This is a genomic window from Verrucomicrobiota bacterium (assembly GCA_019247695.1).
In the GTDB taxonomy this organism is placed as follows: Bacteria; Verrucomicrobiota; Verrucomicrobiia; order Chthoniobacterales; family JAFAMB01; genus JAFBAP01.
The window spans coordinates 1-23,159 of record JAFBAP010000028.1; the positions used below are offsets into that span (position 1 = coordinate 1).

General features: G+C 60.4%; 18 protein-coding genes and 1 tRNA gene. 15 read left to right on the plus strand and 4 right to left on the minus strand.

Going from position 1 to position 23,159, the window contains the following annotated elements; translation table 11 throughout:
• Positions 1-179 precede the first annotated feature (179 nt).
• Complete coding sequence (locus tag JO015_03245; GenBank protein ID MBV9998109.1) at positions 180-3,599, plus strand: PD40 domain-containing protein; 3,420 nt, start codon at positions 180-182, stop codon at positions 3,597-3,599.
• 55 nt (positions 3,600-3,654) lie between these two features.
• Positions 3,655-3,728 (plus strand) — tRNA-Asp (locus tag JO015_03250).
• Between the two features lie 229 nt (positions 3,729-3,957).
• On the opposite strand, the gene JO015_03255 is transcribed toward JO015_03250, so the two are convergent.
• Both JO015_03255 and JO015_03260 read right to left on the minus strand, forming a co-directional pair.
• Entirely contained in the window at positions 3,958-4,161 is a 204-nt protein-coding gene (locus JO015_03255; protein ID MBV9998110.1) for a hypothetical protein, read from the minus strand.
• A 145-nt stretch (positions 4,162-4,306) separates the two neighbouring features.
• Positions 4,307-6,682 (minus strand): PAS domain S-box protein, encoded by a 2,376-nt coding sequence (locus JO015_03260; protein ID MBV9998111.1) that lies wholly within the window; start codon positions 6,680-6,682, stop codon positions 4,307-4,309.
• A 346-nt stretch (positions 6,683-7,028) separates the two neighbouring features.
• Between JO015_03260 and JO015_03265 the strand changes: the two genes are divergently transcribed.
• The 9 genes from JO015_03265 to JO015_03305 all read left to right on the plus strand — a co-directional run bounded on the left by JO015_03265 (position 7,029) and on the right by JO015_03305 (position 13,188).
• Positions 7,029-7,361 carry a hypothetical protein gene (locus tag JO015_03265; GenBank protein ID MBV9998112.1) on the plus strand — a complete coding sequence of 111 codons (333 nt, stop codon included), beginning with the start codon at positions 7,029-7,031 and terminating at the stop codon, positions 7,359-7,361.
• A 115-nt stretch (positions 7,362-7,476) separates the two neighbouring features.
• Entirely contained in the window at positions 7,477-7,818 is a 342-nt protein-coding gene (rplS, locus tag JO015_03270) for a 50S ribosomal protein L19 (GenBank protein ID MBV9998113.1), read from the plus strand.
• Between the two features lie 162 nt (positions 7,819-7,980).
• Complete coding sequence (locus JO015_03275; protein MBV9998114.1) at positions 7,981-8,610, plus strand: ribonuclease HII; 630 nt, start codon at positions 7,981-7,983, stop codon at positions 8,608-8,610.
• Positions 8,546-9,007, plus strand: a complete 462-nt coding sequence (locus JO015_03280) for a YraN family protein (protein MBV9998115.1) — start codon at positions 8,546-8,548, stop codon at positions 9,005-9,007. Before JO015_03275 ends, JO015_03280 begins: the two co-directional genes overlap by 65 nt.
• A gap of 81 nt (positions 9,008-9,088) precedes the next feature.
• A complete protein-coding gene (locus JO015_03285; protein MBV9998116.1) occupies positions 9,089-10,162 on the plus strand; it encodes an FAD-binding oxidoreductase in 1,074 nt (357 codons plus the stop codon).
• Positions 10,123-10,704: a methyltransferase domain-containing protein gene (locus tag JO015_03290; GenBank protein ID MBV9998117.1), complete on the plus strand. Its 582-nt coding sequence runs from the start codon at positions 10,123-10,125 to the stop codon at positions 10,702-10,704. Before JO015_03285 ends, JO015_03290 begins: the two co-directional genes overlap by 40 nt.
• Positions 10,705-11,248: 544 nt before the next feature.
• Positions 11,249-11,800, plus strand: a complete 552-nt coding sequence (locus JO015_03295; GenBank protein ID MBV9998118.1) for a hypothetical protein — start codon at positions 11,249-11,251, stop codon at positions 11,798-11,800.
• A gap of 69 nt (positions 11,801-11,869) precedes the next feature.
• Positions 11,870-12,496 carry an NUDIX hydrolase gene (locus JO015_03300; GenBank protein MBV9998119.1) on the plus strand — a complete coding sequence of 209 codons (627 nt, stop codon included), beginning with the start codon at positions 11,870-11,872 and terminating at the stop codon, positions 12,494-12,496.
• A gap of 452 nt (positions 12,497-12,948) precedes the next feature.
• Positions 12,949-13,188, plus strand: a complete 240-nt coding sequence (locus tag JO015_03305; protein MBV9998120.1) for a hypothetical protein — start codon at positions 12,949-12,951, stop codon at positions 13,186-13,188.
• 37 nt (positions 13,189-13,225) lie between these two features.
• On the opposite strand, the gene odhB is transcribed toward JO015_03305, so the two are convergent.
• Positions 13,226-14,527: a 2-oxoglutarate dehydrogenase complex dihydrolipoyllysine-residue succinyltransferase gene (gene odhB / locus JO015_03310; protein MBV9998121.1), complete on the minus strand. Its 1,302-nt coding sequence runs from the start codon at positions 14,525-14,527 to the stop codon at positions 13,226-13,228.
• 18 nt (positions 14,528-14,545) lie between these two features.
• Positions 14,546-17,299 (minus strand): 2-oxoglutarate dehydrogenase E1 component, encoded by a 2,754-nt coding sequence (locus tag JO015_03315; protein ID MBV9998122.1) that lies wholly within the window; start codon positions 17,297-17,299, stop codon positions 14,546-14,548.
• A gap of 339 nt (positions 17,300-17,638) precedes the next feature.
• Here JO015_03315 and JO015_03320 point away from each other — a divergent pair, with 339 nt between their 5' ends.
• The 4 genes from JO015_03320 to JO015_03335 all read left to right on the plus strand — a co-directional run bounded on the left by JO015_03320 (position 17,639) and on the right by JO015_03335 (position 22,799).
• Positions 17,639-18,574 (plus strand): ATP-binding cassette domain-containing protein, encoded by a 936-nt coding sequence (locus JO015_03320; GenBank protein ID MBV9998123.1) that lies wholly within the window; start codon positions 17,639-17,641, stop codon positions 18,572-18,574.
• A 7-nt stretch (positions 18,575-18,581) separates the two neighbouring features.
• Positions 18,582-19,337, plus strand: a complete 756-nt coding sequence (locus tag JO015_03325) for an ABC transporter permease (protein ID MBV9998124.1) — start codon at positions 18,582-18,584, stop codon at positions 19,335-19,337.
• 40 nt (positions 19,338-19,377) lie between these two features.
• Entirely contained in the window at positions 19,378-20,889 is a 1,512-nt protein-coding gene (locus JO015_03330; protein ID MBV9998125.1) for a GldG family protein, read from the plus strand.
• 137 nt (positions 20,890-21,026) lie between these two features.
• Positions 21,027-22,799, plus strand: a complete 1,773-nt coding sequence (locus tag JO015_03335) for a DUF4340 domain-containing protein (GenBank protein ID MBV9998126.1) — start codon at positions 21,027-21,029, stop codon at positions 22,797-22,799.
• The last annotated feature ends 360 nt before the right edge of the window (positions 22,800-23,159 follow it).

Consider the following 23,159-nt stretch of genomic DNA (forward strand, 5'->3'; position numbering starts at 1 on the left):
CCGAACTCCGAACTCCGAACTCCGAACTCCGAACTCCGAACTCCGAACTCCGAACTCCGAACTCCGAACTCCGAACTCCGAACTCCGAACTCCGAACTCCGAACTCCGAACTCCGAACTCGCCCATTACCCGTTCCAGTTAGTTGCAACCTGGCGTGTTTCTGCTGTGTTTGCGGCTCAATGTCACGCACGAGTATCTCCGGTCGTATAGCCGCGTGCCCTCCTGGCGCTGTCTGGGCCCTTCTAATCACGTACAACCTGTTTCTGCTGCTCCTGACCCCTGCACCTGCGGCCGAACCGGTCCCGCTTGGCCCGGTAACGCCGCTATGGCTGCGTTACCCCGCCATTTCGCCGGATGGCAAAAACATCGCTTTCACTTTCCGGGGTAACCTTTTTCGGGTGCCTGCGACGGGCGGACAAGCGATCGCGCTCACGGCCGGGCCGGCTCACCGGATCGCACCCGTCTGGTCGCCCGACGGCAAGTACCTTGCGTTTGCCTCTGACGAATACGGAAACTACGACATCTTTCTAATCAGTGCCGATGGCGGTCCGGTGCGCCGACTGACCGATCACAGCGCCGATGAAATTCCGGCCGGTTTTACTCCCGATGGCCAGTACGTCGTTTTCAGCGCGCACCGGATGAATTCCGCAAAAAGTTCCAAGTTTCCTCTCGGGCGAGTCTTGCCGGAGCTCTACCGCGTCTCGATTGAAGGCCGGAAAGAACCCGACCAGATCTTTAGCACGCCCGCGCGCAATGCGCACTTTGACCGTACAGGCCAACGGATCATTTACGAAGACATTAAAGGTTATGAAGACCTCTGGCGCAAGCACGAGACATTCTCCATCGCTCACGACATCTGGCTTTATGACGTTCAGAGCGGGGATTATACCAAGCTGACGGATTATCCGGGCGAGGACCGGGAACCCGTATGGGCATCCGACCAGCAATCGGTGTTTTACCTCTCGGAACAAAGCGGCTCTTCGAACGTCTGGCGGTTGTCGCTCGATCAGAATAGGCCGGGCATCCCGGTGCAGGTGACGCATTTCGACAAAAACCCCGTGCGGTTTCTCTCGGCTGATGACATCGGCGATCTTTGTTTCGGGTACGACGGCGAAATCTACACGCTGCCGTCCGGCGGCAACGAACCCCGAAAAATAGCCGTTCAGATCGCCCTGGCGGACGACCGGAACCGCGTGTCGACCCAGGTGCAGTCGGCCGGAGTCACTGATGTGGCGCTAAGTCCGAACGGAAAAGAGATTGCCGTCGTGATCCGGGGCGATATCTACGTGGTTTCCGTTGAGCACGGCGAAACCAAGCGCATCACCAACACACCGGGACAGGAACGCACGGTGCACTTCAGCCCGGATAGTCGCCATCTTGTTTTTGCGGCCGAATACAATCGACCCTGGGCGGTGTATGAGGCCTCGATCGTTGCGCCCAAGGAGAAGGAACCGTACTTTTTCGATTCAACCGTGATCGACGTTCATCCGGTCGTCGAAAATGGCCGGGAGAACTTTCAACCTCAGTACTCGCCGGACGGCAAAGAAGTGGCTTACCTCGAAGACCGGACGACGCTGAAGGTCATCAACCTCGACACCAAACAAACCCGGGTCATTTTACCGGGCGAATACAACTACTCATACGAGGATGGCGACCAATGGTACGACTGGGCACCGGACGGTAAATGGTTTCTGGTGGATTTTCTTGATCGTAACCGCTGGTCGGCGGAAGCGGGCATCGTGGACGCAGAGGGCAAGGTCCGGCTGACGAACCTGACCAACAGTGGTTATGATGACCTGCGCCCGCAGTGGGTGAACGGCGGCAAATCGATGATCTGGTTTACCGACCGGTACGGGCTCCACGGAGACGGCGCCGGCCAACTGCCGCAGGTCGATGTTTACGAAATGTTTTTCAGCCGCGAAGCCTTCGACCGTTTCCGTCTGTCCCCAGCCGAATTTGCGGTGCTGAAAGAGCAGGAGGACGACGCCAAGAAGGAGAAGGGTAAGCAGAAGGATGAGAAAACCTCCGCCAGCCCGACCCCGCCTCCAAGTCCGGAGCAGAGACCGGCTGTCACCCCGGCGGCCACGGACTCCGGGAAGACCGAGCCGCTCACGATCGACCTGAAGAACATTGAGGACCGTACAGCGCGACTCACCCTCGCCTCGTCGCAAGTTGCGGACGCCCATTTGACGAAAGACGGCGAGACGCTGGTTTACCTGGCCAAAAGCGCCAAGGGGTACGAGCTCTGGAGCTTGAAGCCGCGCGATAAGGAGTTGAAGCGGCTGGCGGAATTTGATGCCGGCGAGCATCGCCATGGACCCGGTCCGGCGTTTCCGGAGCAGGTTGAGCTGGACGGCGAAGGAAAGAACGCGTTTATTCTGGTGGAAGGCCGGCTAACGAAGGTCAGCCTGGCGGACGGCAAGCAGGAACCGGTTAAAGTTGCGGCTGAAAAGGAGCTCGATCCTGCAGCTGAGCGGGCTTATTTGTTCGAGCACATCTGGCGCCAGGTGAAAGAAAAGTTTTACGTCGCGGACCTGCACGGCGTTGATTGGGAATATTACAAGCAGGTCTACGCCAGGTTCCTGCCCTACATCGATGATAACCGCGACTTCGCCGAGTTGACGAGCGAGATGCTTGGCGAACTGAACGCCAGCCACACCGGCTGCCGCTTTGTTGCCCAGGATCAGGATCAAACCGCCGCGCTGGGCGCCTTCTTCGATCCCCAATACAAGGGCCCGGGAATCCGGGTTGAGGAGGTCATTGCCAAAGGACCTTTGAGCACCACGGACCCGGTGATCACTGCCGGGATGGTGATCGAAAAGATTAACGGTGTGCCGATCGATCCGGCCACCGACCTAAGCGCCCTTCTCAACCATAAAGCCGGAAAGCTGATCGACGTCACGGTGTTTGATCCGGCCAAAGGCACGCGAACCGATGTAACGTTCAAGCCGATCAGCCTGGGGGAACAGGAGAACCTCCTTTACGAACGTTGGGTCCGACAGCGGCGTGAACTCGTTGACCGTCTCAGCCACGGTACGATCGGCTACGTGCACGTCCGTGGAATGGATGACGAGAGTTATCGGAACACTTTCGCCGAGTCACTGGGTGGGCGCCAAAGTGGGAAAAAGGCGTTGATCGTCGACACCCGCTTTAACGGTGGCGGCAACCTCCATGACGAGCTTCAAACCTTCTTGAGCGGCAGACCCTATTTGCACGCCGTGCCGCGTGGCCAAAGCCTGGGTTGGGACCCATTCAACAAGTGGGCCAAGACGAATGCCGTGCTCGTGAACGAGAGCAACTATTCCGACGGGATGTTGTTCCCCTGGGTTTACCAGTTTTTCCACCTTGGAAAAGTGATTGGCATGCCGGTCCCGGGGACAGGCACGGCGGTGTGGTGGGAAACGCTTCAGGATCCCTCCCTTTTCTTCGGCATTCCGGAGGTTGGTTACATCGACGAAAAAGGGCAATGGATGGAAAGAACCCAGGTTGAACCCGATATCCGCGTGAACAACGATCCGAAGAGCGTGGCGGAGGGGCGCGATCTCCAGATCGAACGGGCCGTCCAGGAGCTGATGGGGGCGGATGGTGTGCATGGCTGAAATAATCCAGTTGCCAGGTCTGCGGTTTCAGCCTAGCTTCGGAGCCTTCTTTTAAGGAGATATAGCTCAATTGGTTAGAGCGCTGCCCTGTCACGGCAGAGGTTGCGGGTTCGAGCCCCGTTATCTCCGGGTGTAAAAGCCCCGTTCCAAGCGAGCGGCTTCCAGACCCGGTGCACTCCGGCGTTTTGCAATCTCATCGGAGACCGCCGAAAATCGGCAACAGGCCGTCTTCCCGTCCTGCACGGGTGTGTGCAGGCAAGGATCAAGCCAGCCCTGGGCCCGGCGTGAGGCACTTGCGGGCGTCCCGTTTACACGGCGCTTGGCCCGAACGCCACGCCGCTCGGCTCCGTTTTTAACGCTAGGTTTTCGTCGCCCGGCGTATCCGGTAAGTTTCACCGGACACATCAACCTCCCCCTCCTCACCGCGTTGGATGCGTTCAGTGACCTCTTTCGGCAGCGGCTTTCCCTGATTCCGGCCATCTCCAAACTGACCGGTATGCACCCATTTGCCGTCCTCCAATTTTTCGACCTCGTAGGCGATCGCCAAAGGATTGATTTCCATGTCGTAAAATGCGCTGAACACGGACCGCCGGCAGAAAAATTTCGGCTTGGATTAATTAAGAACGGCCGGCCTGCCGCCCAAAAACCGGCAGGGAAATTAGCGGTGCCGCATCCCGGCTCGAGAGCGGCCAAAGTAACCTACCATTTCAGATCCGGTGGGCCAGACGCGCGACGACGGCGATCAGTTCGCCTGCCTCGGTGGGCTTGGCGACGTGCATGTCGAAGCCTGCGACGATCGCCCGTCGCCGGTCTTCGGAGCGAGCGAGCGCAGTCAGGGCAACGGCCGGCACATCTCCGCCCGCGTCAGGCCCGAGCCGGCGGACATTTCTGATCAACTGGTACCCGTCTTCACCCGGCATCCCGATATCACAAACCAGCACATCGGGATGCACCTGCCGGATGAGTTTAAGCCCTTCGGCGGCTGACCCGGCGGTGAACACCGTCGCCTCACACTCTTCGAGCATTCGTTTGACGACCATCCGCGCATCCGGTTCATCGTCGATCACGACGATCTTGGCCTTTTTCAGAGAAGGAGGCTGCGTAAACGTTTCATCCGTTCCCACCGGTGCCGACGCTGATTGGCCACCCGGGCTTTCCGTTTCGTCGGACTGAATGATGGCCAGCGGCAAGCGGACCGTGAACGTGCTGCCCTGACCTTCGCCCCGGCTTTTAACGTGGACGCTGCCGCCGTGCATTTCGGTCAGGCTTTTGACGAGGGCCAACCCGAGGCCAAGGCCGCCCTGTTTGCGCGTTGTCGAAGCGTCAGCTTGGCGGAAACGCTCAAAGAGATGCGGCAGGAATTCAGGTTTAATGCCTTGCCCTGTATCGCGGACACTGACCTCGATGTACGAGTCGGCGCGCTGCAGAAATACCTGCACGCGCCCATGGCGCGAGGTGAATTTGATCGCGTTGGCGAGCAGGTTCCAAAAAATCTGCTGGAGCCGGGCGGCATCACCCATCACGGTGCTGGCGGCGCGCGAATCCAGAACCTTTTGCAGCCGGATTCCCTTGGCGGCAGCCGTAGGGGCGACGGCATCGACGACGGCTTCGATCACCATCGCCAAGTCGACGTGCTGCACATCGAGCCGCACCTTCCCTGCGATGATGCGGCTCATGTCGAGCAGATCTTCAATCAACTGGGTTTGCACGCGGGCGTTACGCTCGATAACGGCCAGACCTTCCTGGAAGTCGCGCTCCTGCACTTTGCCGCCGCGAAGGATTTGCGCCCAGCCAAGGATGGCGTTGAGCGGGGTGCGTAGTTCATGGCTGAGCGTGGCCAGGAATTCATCTTTGATCCGGCTCGTCCGCTCCGCTTCGGTGCGAGCGGCCCGTTCACTCGCCAGGAGTTCTTCACGTTCCACGTCGGACTGTTTGGCCGCGCCGATGTCAATGGTAATCCCATCAAAGCGCACCGGTTTACCTTCCGCATCATAGAAGGCGCGACCGACGGCCCGAATCCACTTTTCACGTCCGTCGACCGGCGAGACGGTGCGGAATTCAACCTCGTAGGTGGAACGCGACTCGAGGGCGCCGGCAATCGCCTGGCGGGTTCGCTCCCGGTCCTCCGGATGGAGGCGCTCGTAGAACGTGTCGATGGAAACTTCGGCTGCAGGCGGGAGCCAAAAGTGCTCCTTGACGCGCCGATCCCACTCCAACCGTCCGAACGGCAGGGGGCAAAACCAGAGCCCGATGTCCGCCGTTTCCAGCACCATGGCCATTCGTTCCCGGGCAATCCGTAAAGCCTCTTCATTTTGCCTGCGGGCGGTGACGTCTTGAAAATAAACCGACAACCCTTCGGCTGCGGGGTACGCATGGACCTCGACCCAGATGTTCAACGGCGGGTAGAAGTCCTCAAACGAGACCGGTTCGCCGGTCTCCATCGCGCGATGGTACTCGCGGTAAAAGGCCAGGTTTACCGCTTCGGGAAATTCCTCCCAAACGACGCGCCCGAGCAACTCGTGCCGCGAACGCCGCAGCACCTGCTCCGCTTCATCGTTGACGTAGGTGAAGCGCCACTGGGGATCGAGGAAAAAGAAAGCGTTGGTGATGCTTTCCAGAATGGTGCGGATGCGTCGGGCGGACCGGGCGGCTTCATCCTCGGCCCGCTTGCGGGCCGAGATGTCGGTAAAACAAATCACGACGCCCGCGATGGGCCCATCTTCGATGACCGGGCTGGCGCTGTACTCGACGTCAAACGAACTGCCGTCGCGCCGCCAGAACACTTCACCCTCAACCCGGCAAGGTTGGCCCGTACGGATCAGATCAGCAATCGGGCATTCCGCCTCGGGGTAAATTGACCCGTCCGCCAGGCGGTACTGGACCAGTTCATGGAAATTCTTGCCGAGCACGTCCTCCTGGTCCCAGCCGATCATGGCCGCGGCCGCAGGATTTATGAACGTGCATCGCCGTTCCAGATTAAGCCCGACTACCCCCGCGCTGGTGGACCGCACCAATAACTCGGCGTACTTGGCAGGGGGAACGTCCCCATCTTCCGCGGAACTGATCGGCTGATCCTTCAACATACCTCCCGGAAAATCTGTACCGTTCGCCAAAGCTCCGTTCGGCAACAAGGCCACCTTTCTTCAGACAAGCTCACTTGTTGCGGAACGGATCCCTGGAAACGGTATACCAACGTTTCGAATAAATGAGGAATCGCCTGGTGGCAAGGCGGCGTTTCCCGCGGCGTCCACCAATTCTAAAAAGACCGGCGGTGGCACCAGGACCGTGACTCCGGCAGCGGAAAGCGGGTGGATCGCTCGACGTTTGCGGGTCTGGGCGGCCCTATCGTGTTGCCCCTGAGCCCACAGTCAGCCACAATTTCGTCGGAACCGGCATTCCGGAAGCCGCACATCGTGTATCTTAGGACAAGTGAACGAACACGACTCCACTTCACCGGACTTCGAAGACTTAATCACCACAGATCTCCAGTTGGACGTAGGTTGGGCCGACATCGCTGACGACGAGATCTGCAAGGCGGAGTATGAATGCCTTTGCGTTTATCTCACCTTGCAAGAATTCACTGAACTGACGGAACTCCTGGTGGACGAATGTTCCCCATTGCAGGCCAGAAACGTCCTCGGCTGCTTTCACGAGTTGCTGAAGGGATCGCCTTTTCTCAGGAAACACCTTGAGCCGGACGACCTGGAACGGCGCATCAGCCTGCTCAATGCGGCAACCGATTTTCTCGGCGAACAGGCCTAGTTACACCGCGGCAGCCAATTGACCGCTTCCAGCGAGCCGTTCTGATCGATCTTTTGGTTGAAATCAGAGCGGCATGCGCTAGTAAGTTCCTCCCCGAAATTGCCGGGAGGTTGCCATGGACATCATCCGTAAAATTGAACGTGAACAAATGAAGACCGACCTCGTCCCCTTCAAGGTGGGCGACACCGTGAAGGTGCACACCCGGGTGATCGAGGGCGATAAAGAACGCATCCAGCTGTTCTCCGGTATCGTCATCGGGCGCCGGGGGAGCGGTCTTAATTCATTTTTTACGGTGCGCCGTATTTCGTATGGCGAGGGCGTTGAGCGGGTGTTCCCTTTGCATTCGCCTCGGATCGCAAAGATCGAGGTGGAACGGCAGGGCAACGTGCGGCGAGCGAAGTTGAATTACCTTCGCGACCGCAAGGGCAAGCAGGCCATGACGGTAAAAGAGAAATAGAGAAATCGTCGTAACGGCGTCAGTGCGGATGCCCCTCGCGGGAAATCCGCAACCGTTTCGGCGCCAGCCGGTTCTGCGTCACCGGACGTGTCTCGACGGCCATTGAGCCGAATCGGCCGATTTTATTTGCTGCCGGAGACGGGACTGCTCATCGTAAGCCCGATGGGCAGGCGGATACGATGCGGTCTGCAGCACGAAAGCGAGCTGCACGCCCGGGGCATCCGCGCGGTGGCCGGCGTGGATGAAGCGGGCCGCGGTCCGCTGGCCGGCCCGGTGGTGGCGGCGGCCGTCATTCTGCCCGATGCTTTCCGGTTGGCCGGCCTGACTGACTCAAAGCAGCTCAGCGCGGCGGTTCGGGAACGACTTTTCCTGGCCCTTCGTGCCGACCGGCAGGTCGCGGTGGCGGTCGGTATCGCCCCGGCCTGGGAAATTGATCAGGTCAACATTCTCCAGGCGACCCACCGGGCGATGCAACGTGCGCTCGGCACCCTGGAACGGCAACCGGACCATGTGCTCGTTGACGGATTACCGGTCCCATCGCTGACGCTGCCCCAGACCGCGATCGTGGGCGGAGACGCCCAATCCTTAAGCATTGCCGCCGCGAGCGTGATCGCCAAGGTAACTCGTGATCGCCTCATGGAAGGCTGGCACCGGCGCTTTCCGCACTATGGGTTTGACCGTCACCGAGGTTATCCGACCAAAGAGCACCTCCAACGTTTGCGCACTTATGGACCCTGCCCGATTCATCGCCGTTCTTTTGCGCCGGTGGGCGCAACGATACCGGCCGTTTAGCAATCAACGCCAACGGGCGTCGCATCTCAGGTTAGGACGGCGGGGAGAACAACTTGCCGCCAGATTCTTACGCCGGCATGGCTTCAAAATTCTGTACCGGAATTTCCGGTCCAAGTTCGGCGGCGAGATTGACCTCGTTTGCCGTGACCGGACGGCGAATGCATTGGTTTTCGTCGAGGTCAAAACCCGCCATTCCGACGCGTTCGGTCCTCCGCACGCCGCCGTTACGCCGGCGAAGCAGGAACGCCTGCTCAGGGGTGCCCGACAGTGGCTGCGCATGCTCGACCGGCCCGAAATCGTGTACCGGTTTGATGTCGTCGAGGTGGTGATGGATGACGGGCCGAGCATCACGCTGATCCGGAACGCCTTCTCTGTGCCTGACTCGGTCTATTATTAGCGTTTTCCGGCCGGCCGGCACCCGTTCGTTCGCTCGTGAAACGTGGAGGTGCCGCGAGCTTGTGACGATGGAGCCGTGCCCTTGAAGGTCGATTATCTGGTGGTTGGTCAAGGCTTGGCCGGTTCTCTGGTTGCCTGCCTCCTGTTTGAACGCGGCCGCAAAATCCTCGTCGTGGATGACGGCCACCGGACGGCCGCATCGCAGGCTGCCGCCGGCATCATCAATCCGATCACCGGTAAACGGCTGAACCGGCCGCTTCTCGTCGATGCTTTACTGGGCGACGCCTTCGAGGTTTATCCGCGGCTCGAGATCCTGTTGAACGCCCGGTTTTTCGCCCGGCGCGTCGTCCGGCGCATCCTTGCCTCTGCCGACGAAGCGCGATATTGGGCCCGGCGCCGGCAACTCGACGAGTACCGGCGTTACCTGGCGTGCCCCGATCAGTCGCTCGAGGAAGTACCGCGTCTTGAAGCTCCGTTCGGCGCGTTTGCAATTGAGAGTGCGGCCCAATTGGACGTCCCGGCGTTTATCCGGGCTACCCGCCGGCTCCTCGCGACCGAACACGCGCTGTTGGAGGTCCCCTTCGATTATACGCGCGTCAGGATCGGCACCGACGAGGTCTGGTGGAATGATGTGCGTGCCCGGCACCTGATCTTTTGCGAAGGGTACCGCCTCGTGCAGAATCCCTTTTTCAACCCGATCGAACTAAATCCGGCCAAAGGCGAGATTCTGACCCTGACCGCGCCGGCGTTTCAGACCGGGCAGATCGTGCAAGGCGGCAAATGGCTCTTCCGCAGTCTGAACGGCGAGGTCCTGGCCGGGACCACCTACCATTGGGACCAACTCGATGAGACAATCAGCGAGGCGGCCCGCCTCGAGATAGAAAAAGGGTTGCGCCTTTTCTTCTCCGGCGATTATCAGGTCACGGCACAACGGGCCGGGGTACGCCCGGTGATTCGTGCAGACAACCGGCCCGTCGCCGGACTTCACCCACAGCACCGGCGTCTGGCCATCCTGAACGGTCTCGGGTCCAAAGGCGCCTTGCAGGCCCCGTTTGCCGCCCGCCAACTGATCGCGAAAATTGAAGACAACGGGGAGATTTGCCCGGAGATTGATGCATGCCGGGAATTTCTCTGGAAACAACGACGGAGCGCCTGACGGTCTATGCGGCCCGTTGGCTAAAGGAGGCATTACGGTCAGGGGCCTATGCGGTCGACGCCACGGTGGGGAACGGTTACGATACCCTGTTTCTGGCGCATGAGGTAGGGCCCGCGGGACGTGTGCTGGGGTTTGATGTACAGAAGGTCGCGCTGACCAACGCGACCGAGATGCTCCGGTTCGCAGGTTTGTTGAACCGCGTCACGCTGGTGCTGGCCTCCCATGAGGATCTCAAGTATTACCTGCCTCCGGGACAGCAAGTCGCGGCAGGCATGTTCAACCTCGGTTACCTGCCCCGCGGCGACCGGCGGATCACTACGCGGCCGGAGAGCACCTTGACGGCCTTGGCCGCCCTCGTACCGCGCCTTGAACCCACCGGCCGGGTGACCCTGCTTTCGTACCGAGGACATCTCGGCGGCGAAGGGGAATACCAGGCTCTGGCAACTGCTTTCACCCAGGACACGGCGCTAGACGTCACCGAAGTCGCCGGGGCGGCTTCGCCCGAAGACGGCCCGCGCCTCTTTCTGGTCCGGCGACGGTAGAAGAGTTCGGAGTTCGGAGTTCGGAGCTCGGAGACGTCTTATCGTCGGGTCCAATCTCCCCCGAGGGCCAGGCTCTCACGGCGGGAAGACCGAACCATCCGCAGAACACGCAGAGAACGCAGAAAAGAGAAAACATCCACAGATTACACAGATTGACACAGATTAAGGGGACCAGGCGGCAACTCCAAGGTTGACACTCGCACCCGCTCCCCATGCTGCCGCTCCGAACTCCGAACTCCGAACTCCGAACTCCGAACTCCGAACTCCGAACTCCGAACTCCGAACGCCGAACGCCGAACGCCGAACCCTTTCCCGTTCTCCCTCTTCCCGCCGTGGTCGCCGTGTTCCGCCGTGTTCGCCGTGTGAACTCTTACGTTGTGCCCGCTTTTTTCCGCTGCGCCCGCCGTGTGACCGTGTGAACTCTGTCGCCGTGCCCGTCTCCCCCGCTGCGCCCGCCGTGTGACCGAACTCTTCGATTTGTGGCATTTTTCGGCTTGTGGCATTCGTGGCATTCTCAAGCATGCAGAGGATAAGGTTTTTTTTGTTGAGCACGGCCCTGGGGTTTTTACTCACCGCGGCGCCGGCCGATTCTATTTTAGAAGGCTACACCGTCATCAGGGGTCAAGGGTACGCATTCGAATTGAAGGCGCCCCGGGGATGGTACCTGGATGACGCTGCTGCCCGTGAGCAAGGCGTCAACGTCGCGTTCTTTCCGAAGGGGTACGCGTGGGACAACGCGCCGGCGGTTTGTTACGCCAGGGTTCGCACGATCGGCGGAGACGTAAAGCGGGTTGAAGATCAGGTCAAAGACACGTTGCGGAACCTGCACCAGAACGGGGCGGCGAACCCGGGAGCGCGCTTTATACGTACCATAACTACCCAGGATGCGAGCAAGGCGCAGGTCTATTATTTCTCGGGTGACCGCTTTGGTAACCATGAAGCCGCGGCTTACATTCAGGCCAAAGCTTCGATCCAGTTTGTGACGCTTTCCGCGCGCGACGAAGCTGCATTTCGAAACGCCCTGCCTGCGTTCGAATCGCTGGTAAGTTCCTATGAAGATTTAATCAAGGCATCGACTCCCGCCGAGGTACGCTGAGGTCACGGTGATTACGAGCGGCGGAAGGTCGCGGTTGTGGCCCGGGAAGGTTCGCGATAAAGGTGGGCGATGACGGCAGAACCCGAATGGCTTCGGTGGGCTCGAGAAATTCAAGCGATCGCGCAAACGGGCCTGCACTTCGCGGCATCGACCTACGACCGCGAACGTTACGAGAAACTGCGCGACCTTGCGATCCGGATTTTTGCGGAACATTCCAACCGCTCCGAACCCGAGGTCCGCGCCGTGTTCGAGCCGCAGCAAGGTTATGCAACGCCAAAAGTTGATGTACGCGGCGTCGTGTTCCGAGACGACAAGATCCTGCTGGTGCGCGAACGTTCGGACGGGTGCTGGACGCTGCCCGGCGGCTGGGCGGATGTAAACGATTCTCCTTCCGAGGCGGTAGAGCGCGAAATTCTGGAAGAGTCCGGGTTCAAGGCCAAAAGCCGGCGACTGCTCGCGCTGTACGACCGGGCCAGGCACCCGCACCAGCCGCCATTTGCATTTCACGTTTATAAAATATTTATCGAATGCGAACTGTTGGGTGGGTCGCCCATAACGAGCTATGAGACTACCGCCGTCGACTTTTTCACGGAAGACGCTTTGCCATCGCTCTCGGGATCACGGGTCCTGCCCGAGCAGATAAAACGTTGCTTTGAAATGCGACGCGACTCTCAAGCTCCCGCGTATTTCGATTAAAACGGCGACACGGCGGGCACAGCGGGTTCGGCGCGCACAACGATGGAGGTCACACGGCGAACGCGGCGGGCCACGGCGACCACGGCGAGAAGATTAAGTCATCCGCAGAACACGCAGAAGAACGCAGAAAAGGGAAAACATCCGCAGCTTGCGCAGATCACACAGCTTCAGAGGACGGGCGTCTGTCCCTCTTCATTGGTGCAGCTTCAGAGGACGGTCCGCGGCGGGGTCTGTCCCTCTTCATTGGTGGCCCGCGGCGGGGTCTGTCCCTCTTCATTGGCGGCATTGCCCGGCCCCGAACCCCAAACTCCGAACTCTTCCTCTTTCCGCCGTGGTCGCCGTGGCCCGCCGCGTTCGCCGCGTGAACTCCATCGTTGTGCGCGCCCGACCCACCGTGTGACCGAGAACCCCTGAGGCCGAACGCCGAATCCCGAACGCCACTCTCCCCGGTTATGCTTTTACTCGTAGCGCTGTTCACGACGACCGTTACGATCGTCATCCTCAGGATCACGTTCGGTTACCTGTGGCGTCCGTTGAGGCCGCCGCAGTCCGGCCCGCCATTCTGGCGCGTATTGATGCGTGCGGCCGCGACGGTGGCGATCCGCCGCTTACGGGCTCGTTGGACGCACCGCTCGTCGCCCACGAATGAACAAAACAAATCCTCACACCGGACCCGACTGGGTCCGATGTGAGGATCTCTCCGCCGACGCGGAAGCAGACTTTGAAAATCTACCCTTGCAACAAAAGCCGGGTTGGATCTTCGATGCAATCTTTGATCCGGACCAGGAAAGTCACCGCCTCTTTGCCATCCACCACGCGATGGTCGTAGCTGAGGGCAAGGTACATCATTGGCCGCACTTCCACCTTGTCTCCGATCGCCACCGGCCGGCTCTGGATTTTGTGCATGCCCAGAATCCCGCTCTGCGGCGGATTAAGGATGGGCGTGCTGAGCAACGATCCATAAATACCGCCGTTGGTGATCGTGAAAACCCCACCCATGAGGTCATCAAGCTGCAGTTTGCCGTCGCGGGCCCGGACGGCATACTCGGAAACTACTTTCTCCAGCTCCGCGAAGCCTTTCTGATCCGCGTCCCGGACCACGGGAACGACCAGCCCGCGCGGCGTACCGACGGCCACGCCGATATCGTAATAGTGATTTTCGACCAGCTCATCACCCTCCATCCGGGCATTGATCGCCGGCACGGACTGCAAGGCGTCGACGGCGGCTTTGATGAAAAACGACATGAACCCGAGTTTGATGCCGTGCCGCTTCTGAAATGAGTCCTGGTATTTGGAGCGGAGAGACATCACGGCCGACATGTCGCATTCATTGAACGTGGTCAGCATCGCCGCGTTCTGTTGCGCCATCACCAACTGCGCGGCAATCTTCCTGCGCAGCGGGCTGAGCTTGCGGCGGGTGATCCGGCCTTCCGCCGTAGCGCCGGCGCCTGTTCCCCTGGCCGCGGGTGCAGGGGTCGCAACCGGGGCAGGCGCAGCGGAGGCAGCCGGAGCCGGCGCGGGTGCCGCGGAACGCTTTTCAAGGAAATCGATCACGTCCGTCTTGGTGATCTGCCCGTGCTTACCGGTACCGGAGATCTGTTCGAGCGGAACTTTCTCCTCCGCAGCCATCCTTCGGACGGAGGGCGGGAGCGTTTGGCCGCCGGTCTCGGCCGCAGGTTTCTGCTGGGCCGCCGGGGCGGCAGCAGGTGCAGAACTGGGCGTTGCCGGGGCGGTGGCCGCGGCATCGCTCGGGGCCGCCGTGGCCGGAGCCGGGGCCGCCTCGGCTGCTCCAGCCGGGACCGCTTCGATCCGGCCGACGACGTCGCCGACTTTCACTTCAGCCCCCGGCTCCACGCTGATGACCAGCCGGCCCGGACCGGGTGAGGGAATTTCACTGGAGATTTTATCCGTCTCCAACGTAAACAACGGTTCTTCGTCTTTGACGACGTCACCGTTCTTCTTCAGCCATTCGGAAAGGACGCCGCCAGTGATCGATTCGCCGAGCGCAGGGATTTTTATCTCGATACTCATGGGAGGAATCCCGAACCCTTAAATACTAAACGCCTGCTCAACAAGTTCCTTTTGCGCCCGGTCATGCCAGGCTTTCGCACCTTCCGCCGGGCTCGCAGCCTCACCACGACCGGCGTAAGCCACGCGATGTTTGAGGATCTGTTCCAGGCGCCGGTCCATATAGGTCCATGCCCCCATGTTCTGAGGTTCTTCCTGGCACCAGACCCAGCTTGAAACTTTGCGGAACGGTTCGATCGCCTGTTCGATGGAGTCAAAGCTCAGCGGGTACAGCTGCTCGATGCGCACCAGCGCCGTATCGCTGCGCTTGTTGGCCTCCTGGTACTTAAGCAAGTCGTAATAAACCTTGCCGGTGCAGAAAATTGCCCGCTTCACTTCCTTGGGCTCCCCAAGCAGGGTCGGGCCGAGAACGGTCCGGAAACCTTGATCGGTAAAATCTTCGATTCTCGAGACGGCCTTTTCATTCCGCAACAGGGACTTCGGCGTCATCACCACCAGGGGCTTGCGAAAGTCGCGTTTCACCTGCCGACGCAGCATGTGGAAGTACTGGGCCGGCGTGGTCGGGTAACAGACCTGGATGTTATCCTCCGCGCAGAGCTGGAGGAAACGTTCAAGCCGCGCGCTGGAATGTTCCGGGCCCTGTCCCTCATAGCCGTGCGGAAGGAGCAGCACGATACCCGACGGCCGCTGCCATTTCGATTCCGAGCTGACGATAAACTGGTCGATCACCACCTGCGCGCCATTCGCGAAATCGCCGAACTGCGCCTCCCAGAGGCAGAGCATTTCCGGGTAATCGATGCAGTACCCGTAATCGAAACCCAGAACGGCCGCTTCCGAGAGCATGCTGTTGTAGACGCAGAACCATGCCTGGTCAGGTTTGATGTTCTTTAACGGGATGTAACGTTCCTGCGTCTCGGCGTCGTAGAGCACCGAGTGGCGTTGGCTGAACGTGCCGCGCCGGCTGTCCTGCCCGGACAAACGCACCGGGATGCCTTCAATCAGGAGGGTACCGAACGCCAGCGCCTCACCAAAGGCCCAATCGTACGGCCCGCCGTCAGCGTGCAGTTTGCGACGGCGATCCAGCACCATTTTACGGATCTGCGGCTGAACTCTGAACCCTTCCGGCACCTGGGTGATGCGGTCGACGACCAGGTCGAGCGCCTCCTTGGTGACGCCTGTGACCGGCTCCTTGTGACTGTAGGGCGGCTGGAAGACGGCCGTTGACTCTTCAAAACTGGCCCGGAACTCTTGATTGGACTTCGCCTCGGTGCTCTGCACTTCGTGCAGGGCGGCCTCAAGGCGTGCGCGGAATTCTTTTTCCAACGCATCGGCCTCTTCGGCGGTCAATACGCCCGACTGCAACAACTGGTCCTTATACAGCTTGGTGACCGGCGGGTGGGCCTGGATGACCTTGTACAGCTTCGGCTGCGTGTAACCCGGCTCATCGCTCTCGTTATGGCCGTACCGGCGGTAGCAGTACATATCAATGACCACGTCGCGGCCAAATTGCTGGCGGTAATCCAATGCCAGCGCCGCCACGAAAGCCACCGCGATCGGTTGGTCGCCATTAACGTGGAAAATGGGCGCCTCAATCATCTTGGCGACGTCGGTGCAATAAGTCGTGGACCGCGCGTCAGCCGGGAGGGTCGTGAACCCGATCTGGTTATTGACGATGAGGTGGATGGTGCCGCCCGTCTCATAACCCGGCAATTGTGAAAGGTTCAGCGTTTCAGCCACGATCCCCTGCCCTGCGAAAGCCGCGTCGCCGTGGATCAGCAAAGGCAGGACCCGGGAACGCTGTTCGATTGCCCCGAGGATCCGCTGCCGCGCACGCGCTTTGCCTTCCACAACCGGATTAACGATTTCCAAATGGCTCGGATTGGCCGCCAGGCGGATACCGACTTCCGCGCCGCCCGTCTTACGGACGCTTTCGTACCCGAGGTGGTATTTCACGTCGCCGTCGCCGGCCACCAGGTCCGGAACGTAATTTTCCGAAAACTCCCGGAAAATGGTGCGGTAGCTCTTCTTCAGGAAGTTGGCCAGCACGGTCAGGCGCCCGCGGTGCGCCATGCCCATAACGATTTCATCGATCTTCTCTTTCGGCGCACCGGCCAGGATGGTCTCGAGGATCACCATCAGGCTCTCGCCGCCCTGCAGCGAGAACCGCTTTTGGCCGATGAACTTGGTATGGACAAACTGCTCAAAGGTCTCGGCCTCCATGAGGCAACGCAGGTAGGCCTTCTGCGTTTCAGGATCGGGCGGCGGCTGGCTGACGCGCGCCTCGATGCGATCACGTACCCAGTCCCGAATTTTTTCGTTCTGGATATGGACGAATTCGACCCCGATGTCGTCGCAGTACGCCTTGTTCAGCGTGTCGACCAGGTCGCCCAGGGAAATCGGCGCGCCGTTCCGAAAAAACATGGAGGAAACCGTACGGTTCAGCGGGACGCCGGCCAGGCCCACGGCTTCCAGGCTGAGTTCAGGCACCGTGGACTTGGTGTCTGCCAGCGGGTCCAAAGACGCCTGCAGATGACCGAGGCGCCGGTACCTTCTGACCAGCATGTTGATATCGTCTCTGAGTTCGTCCGCCTTTTCACCCTCAGCAACGGCCGGTGCAGCCTGTTCATCCCCATTCCGGCCGGGGGCAAGACCCAGTTCAAAGCCTTCGAAAAACGCGGACCAACTCGAATCAACGGATGCCGGATCTTGTTTCCAACGCTGATAATACTCGTCCAGGAGATCGGCGTTCCAATCGTTCAAATAGGTTGTTCTCATCTCTTCAAGCTCGCAAAGCAAAAAGCGGTGGGGGAAGAAATGTAAGCCAACTTTAGCGACACCCAAACGAAAATTCGGGTTTTTAACCCCGGGACCGGCCCCGGGGTTGAGGTGAAGAAGCAGCCGGCCCGAGGTTATCGTCCGACACCGGCTTTGCTTTTCAAGGATTCCGGGTGAATAGATTTCCGGCTCGAGCGAATGAGGAGCCCGGCCCCGGGCGAGCCGAATCCCGGTTGATTTATTGATGCAAACCAATCGCGCCATTAACCCTGAGAACCGCGGTAGCCCACTGTTGGATCCGGCCGGCCGGCCTGCGGGCGGACGCGGCAGCCCAGTGAAATGATCAAGGTCGAGCAGCTCACCAAAAAGTACGCCGGCGTCACCGCGATCGACCGGCTCACGTTCGAGGTCGGCCAGGGCGAGATCGTCGGGTTTCTCGGGCCGAACGGTGCGGGTAAGACTACCACGATGCGAATCCTGGCCGGGTACATGCCGGCCACTTCCGGGCGAGCCTGCATCGGCAAATACGACGTTTTTCGGGAATCATTGCAGGCCCGCCGCTGCCTCGGCTACCTGCCGGAAAATGTGCCGCTCTATCACGAGATGCGGGTCAGCGAGTACCTCCGGTTCCGGGGCTTGTTGAAAGGGTTGCGCGGCTCGGGGCTTCGCCGCCGGATCGGCGCGCTGGTGGAACTCTGCGGGCTGCGCGAAGTAGAACGCAAAGTGATTGCAAGCCTTTCGAAAGGATTCCGCCAGCGGGTCGGGTTGGCGGAAGCGCTCATCCATGAACCGGCCCTCCTGATCCTGGACGAACCGACCATCGGTCTGGATCCCAACCAGATCCGGCAGGTACGCGAGCTCATCAAGGCCCTGGGCGAGCGCCACACCATCCTGCTCTCGACCCACATCTTGTCCGAGGTCGAAATGACGTGCTCCCGGGTCCTGATCATTCACCGGGGCCGGATCGAAGCCTCGGATTCTCCGGCCAACCTGGTGCGCCAGCTGCGCACGTCGGGCGTGATCCGTCTGGAGGTCCGGACCGCCGCTGAGGACCCTAAAGCGGCGATCGCAAATGTGCCGGGCGTAAAGGAAGTCACGGTCGTGTCCGAGCAGGATGACTGGCTCACCTGTATGGTCCGGACTGAAGCCAACCTCGACCTGCGGGCCGGCCTGTTTGACCTTGCCGCCGAACGCCGCTGGCAATTGCGCGAGTTAACGCAGGATCGAGCCACGCTGGAAGATGTGTTCGTCGAACTGACGCACAGCGACGCGTGATCACGTTATGAGAAATTACCTCGTCCTGCTGCGACGCGAATTGACGGCTTGTTACCTCTCCCCGATCGCATATGTGGTGCTTTGCCTGTTTCTGATCCTCAACGGGCTTTCTTTCTACTTTACGCTCGTGTCGCTCTCACGCGGTCCGTTCACCATCACCGTGGTTCAGGCCTTCTTTAATGACCTTTTCTTTTGGATTGCCTACCTGCTGGTGTTCCCGGTCATCACGATGCGGACGTTTGCGGAGGAATTTAAACTCGGCACCATCGAGACGCTCATGACCGCACCCGTCCGCGACGGAGAAGTGGTGGCGGCCAAATTCAGCGGGGCGTTTCTGTTTTATCTCACTTTGTGGATCCCCAGCCTGCTGTATTTCCTGATCCTCGGCTGGTCCGGCAATCGCAATGCCGCCGGCTTCGGCGCACAGTTATGGGGGCCTTACATCCTGCTTTTTGTGATGGGAATGTTCAACACCGCGCTCGGATGCTTCGCCTCTGTCCTGACGTCCAATCAGATTATTGCCGCCATGCTTGCCTCGGTGCTGGTGCTGGGCACATTCTTTCTAACGTTAATGGGCTACGCTCTGAACTCGCCAAGCCCGTGGTTGCGCGAGCTTTTCGCCTACGTGGCCCCGGTGGATCACATGGATGCTTTCTCGCGCGGCATCGTTGACAGTCGCGCCCTGGTCTTTTATCCCAGTTGCGCGTTGTTCATTCTTTTCCTGACTTACCACGTCTTGCAGTACCGCCGCTGGAAGGTCTGAACCCGCTCAGGTTGACAATCGGTGACGATCATTGAAGCCCATGGGTAAGGCAGCTCGCCGCTCCCCTTCATTCGGCCCTCAGCGTTGGCGCATCGGCCTGAATGTGGCCGTCCAGTTGCTGGTCCTCGCCTGCCTGTTGCTGATGGTGAATTACCTGGGGCTGACGCGGTACCAGCGCTGGGACCTGTCGCGGTACAACCGCTACTCTCTATCTGAGCTTACCCGGCGCTTGCTCGGTTCCCTCAAGAAAGACGTGAACATCTACGTTCTCTATTCCTCCCGTGACGAGATTCCGGGAGGTCAGATTCTTTTCGACGACGTTCGCAACCTCCTTAAAGAGTACGAGATTGCAGCCAAGCGCAAAGTCCGGGTTGAAACCGTTGACCTATACGACGACGTGACCAAGGCCAAACTGTTGCAGGACCGGTTCCGGTTCGGTTCGGAAAAAGATTTGATCATCATTGAGTACCAAAGCCGCCACAAGACGGTTCGGGTTCAAGACCTGGCTGAGTTTGCTCCGGAAGGCCTGTTCGGCGCGACGCCCCAGGTCAGAGCGTTCCGCGGTGAACAGGTTCTGACCAGTGCGGTGCTTGCACTGGTGGAAAACAAGCAGCTGCTGCTGGGCGTCGTGACCGGCCACGGCGAACCCGATGCGCTCAACGGCGCCGAACTGAAGCGCTTCAAAGCAATGGCCGAGCAGCAAAGCATCCGGTTTGAGGAGGTTAACCTGGCCAGCTCGAACCGTTCTCCCGGGGATTACCGCGCCCTGCTGATCATTGGTCCCCGCAATGATTTCAGTCCTCAGGAACTTGGCGTTCTCCGGGCGTACTGGAACAGCCAGGGCCGGCTTCTGGTGTTGTTGAACCCGCGATCCCGGACGCCTTTGCTGAACGAGTTCCTCAACAGCTGCGGCATCCGCGCGGACGAAGATCTAGTCGTTACGAAGATCAGAACCGGCATCCAGGAAGAAGGTTTGACGCTGGACGTTTACGGCCGTTTTGCCGGCGACGCGCCGTTCCTGAAATCACTCTCGCAGGCAACCGGTTACTTTCCTGCCGGCACCACTTCCCTGAGCCTGGACGCAGTCAAGGCCCGGGCCGCCGGACTTCGCGGCACTGCAGTTCTGCGACCGGCATTTCCGAACTACTGGGGCGAGAAGGATGATTTTCTTCAGACCGGCACCGACCCGGCCTTTGATGAAGGGCGAGACTTGCAGCCGCCTTTGGTTTTCGGTTGGGCGCTCGAGAAGGGCGGAATTCCGGACCAGCGGATCCAGGCCGGTTCCTCACGCATGCTCGTCGTAGGGAACGCCGATTTCCTGAACGACTCCACGCTGAACCGGGCCACGGCGGATGCTGACTTTGCCATGCTCAGCCTTAACTGGCTCACCGACCGGGAACAGCTCCTGGGCATCCCCCCGAAGCGGACCCGCTTTTACTTCCTTGATTTCAGCGCCGGGCAACTGGACCGCATCTTGTTTTTGGTGGTGCTCGCCGTGCCCGCGGCGGCCGGGCTGGCCGGGATGCTGATCTACATGGTCCGCCGCCGGTAGGGAACCATGCGCGCGTTTATTACACCGGTTTTCAAGTTGGTTGAGCGACCTTTGCCCCGGAGGGGCTACGTTCCGGCCGTCCCTCTCGGGCAAAGATGGCTCAACCGTTCCGAGAATGGGTGCAGGAAGGTAAGGTTATGAGGCTTCGCACCACCCTGACGCTCGTTGCCATCGCACTCGGGCTCGCCACGTTCATCTACCTGCTGGACCGGCGCAGCCCGACCCGGCAGGGTCACGAGCCTGGCACGCTGAATGTGGTCGATCTCGACCTTGGGACCGTCAGCCACCTGCTGATCCAGAACGGCGAATCCAACATCGAGCTGGTACGGGATGAAACCGGATGGATGATGCAGCAGCCGTTGCCGGACCGGGCCGACACCGCCCTGATCGAGCAACTGCTGGATAACCTGGCATTGCTCCGTTGTGAAGACGAACTGGTCAACTTCGGCCGGGGAGAAGCAAGAAAACAGAGGCTCCGCGAGTTTGGGCTGTTCAAGCCCAAACTCCGTTTGCGGATCGACGGCGCTGCCCGGAGCTGGGAGTTAAGCTTCGGCAGCGACACCGCTGTTGAAGGCCGCACCTATCTCCGGGTGCAAGGCAAGGAACCAATCTACGTCGTGAGCAGTACCCCCAAGGAATTCCTGACGCGCAAACCCGATGACTTTCGAGACCATCGGCTCACCCCTTTTCTAACCGCCCAGATTGACCGGGTCGAACTGCGCCTCAGCGGGGGCCTGATGGTTTTGCACCGGACGCGGGACGATTGGGAGATGGACCGCCCGATCAAGGCGCGCGCCAGCAACCGCCGGGTAGCCGGCCTGCTGGCCCGGATCAACGACACCACGATCGAGGGCTTTGCGGACGTAAACCGGGAGACCCTGGGCGAGGTGAGCGGTCAGAACCAAACCTTGACGCTCGGAGCGGGCGATCAGCAGGTTGCGCTCGCCTTTGACGGCGACCGGCCGCCCGACCGGCAGTTGGTGGCGATTTCCAATCGGCCCGGTGCCTTCCTGGTAAATCAGGGCGTGGCCCGGATACTCGACCTGCACCCCAATGACTTGCGGGACCGCCAGGTGGCCCGGTTCAACCCGGACCTGGTTGATCGAATCAGCATCAATTCCGGGCAACAAGCGTTTACCATGGCGCGCCGGCAAGATCAATGGGTCTTTGCCGATGACCAGCGCCTGGTCAACCCGGAGGCGGTTAGCCGGCTAATCCAAAAGGTTACCTCCCAAGACGTCGAGGCGTTCGTCACCGACGCAGCCATCGACCTCGGCCGCTACGGCCTGGAGCCGCCGGAGCGGAAAATCGCTTTCGCCTCGTATGCGTCTGAAAATACGGCGGAGTCGAATGCGGGCGAACTACCCCTCTGCACGCTGCTGCTGGGTAAGAGCGAGAACGGCGCTGCCTACGCTCGTCTGGCCGAAGAACCGTTTGTGTTCAGCATTGCCGATTCCGCCCTGGCAAGCTGGCCGTTATCCCGCGAGGAGTTTCAGTCACTGGATCTGCTTCCGTTAGAACGGGGCGATCTGGTCGAGGTGACGCTCCAGCGGCCGGGAGAACCGGCGGTCCGTCTGGCGCGTGACGACGCCGGCAAATGGCAGAAGGAAGGCGTAGCCGGTCCGGCTGCCGACACGGCGGGAATCCAGGCGTTTCTGAGCGCGCTGGTGACGCTGCGCGCAGAGCGCTGGCTGGCCCCTTCCGCCGTCCCGGAAAACCGGGCACCGGTACTGACCATCACGCTTCGCCTGCGCGGACCCGATGCCGGCAAGGCGGTTACCCTCCAACTCGGGCCCCCGGCGGACGGCGGCGCCCGTTACGGAACGGTCTCGAACCTGAACGGCACTTTCCTCGTGGGACCGCGTGACTTTGCCGCACTCGAACGGCTGACGATAGCAGCTAACGGGTAGAGTGGAGCGTCGAGTTCGGAGTTCGGAGTTCGGGGTTCGGAGGCGTCGCAGAACCAGGTCCGATCTCCCCCGAGGGTCAGGCTCACCCGACGGGAAAACCGAATCATCCGCAGAACACGCAGAAGAACGCAGAAAAAAGGAAACATCCACAGATGACACAGATTGACACAGATTAAGGTCGCACGGCGGCCGCAGCGGAAGAAAGCGGGCACGACGACAGAGTTCACACGGCGAACACGGCGAGCCACGGCGACCACGGCGGGAAGAGGGGGAAAGAGTTCGGCGTTCGGGGCTCGGAGTTCGGAGGCGTCGTAGAACCGGGTCCGATCTTCCCCGAAGGTCGCGCTCACCCGGCGGAAA

Bases quoted from the DNA above. Each gene is read 5' to 3' on its own strand.
- JO015_03245 (MBV9998109.1), top strand. From the start codon at position 180: ATGTCACGCACGAGTATCTCCGGTCGTATAGCCGCGTGCCCTCCTGGC.
- JO015_03255 (MBV9998110.1), bottom strand. From the start codon at position 4,161: ATGGAAATCAATCCTTTGGCGATCGCCTACGAGGTCGAAAAATTGGAG.
- JO015_03260 (MBV9998111.1), bottom strand. From the start codon at position 6,682: ATGTTGAAGGATCAGCCGATCAGTTCCGCGGAAGATGGGGACGTTCCC.
- rplS (MBV9998113.1), top strand. From the start codon at position 7,477: ATGGACATCATCCGTAAAATTGAACGTGAACAAATGAAGACCGACCTC.
- JO015_03275 (MBV9998114.1), top strand. From the start codon at position 7,981: ATGGGCAGGCGGATACGATGCGGTCTGCAGCACGAAAGCGAGCTGCAC.
- JO015_03280 (MBV9998115.1), top strand. From the start codon at position 8,546: ATGGACCCTGCCCGATTCATCGCCGTTCTTTTGCGCCGGTGGGCGCAA.
- JO015_03290 (MBV9998117.1), top strand. From the start codon at position 10,123: ATGCCGGGAATTTCTCTGGAAACAACGACGGAGCGCCTGACGGTCTAT.
- JO015_03300 (MBV9998119.1), top strand. From the start codon at position 11,870: ATGACGGCAGAACCCGAATGGCTTCGGTGGGCTCGAGAAATTCAAGCG.
- JO015_03305 (MBV9998120.1), top strand. From the start codon at position 12,949: ATGCTTTTACTCGTAGCGCTGTTCACGACGACCGTTACGATCGTCATC.
- odhB (MBV9998121.1), bottom strand. From the start codon at position 14,527: ATGAGTATCGAGATAAAAATCCCTGCGCTCGGCGAATCGATCACTGGC.
- JO015_03315 (MBV9998122.1), bottom strand. From the start codon at position 17,299: ATGAGAACAACCTATTTGAACGATTGGAACGCCGATCTCCTGGACGAG.
- JO015_03320 (MBV9998123.1), top strand. From the start codon at position 17,639: ATGATCAAGGTCGAGCAGCTCACCAAAAAGTACGCCGGCGTCACCGCG.
- JO015_03325 (MBV9998124.1), top strand. From the start codon at position 18,582: ATGAGAAATTACCTCGTCCTGCTGCGACGCGAATTGACGGCTTGTTAC.
- JO015_03330 (MBV9998125.1), top strand. From the start codon at position 19,378: ATGGGTAAGGCAGCTCGCCGCTCCCCTTCATTCGGCCCTCAGCGTTGG.
- JO015_03335 (MBV9998126.1), top strand. From the start codon at position 21,027: ATGAGGCTTCGCACCACCCTGACGCTCGTTGCCATCGCACTCGGGCTC.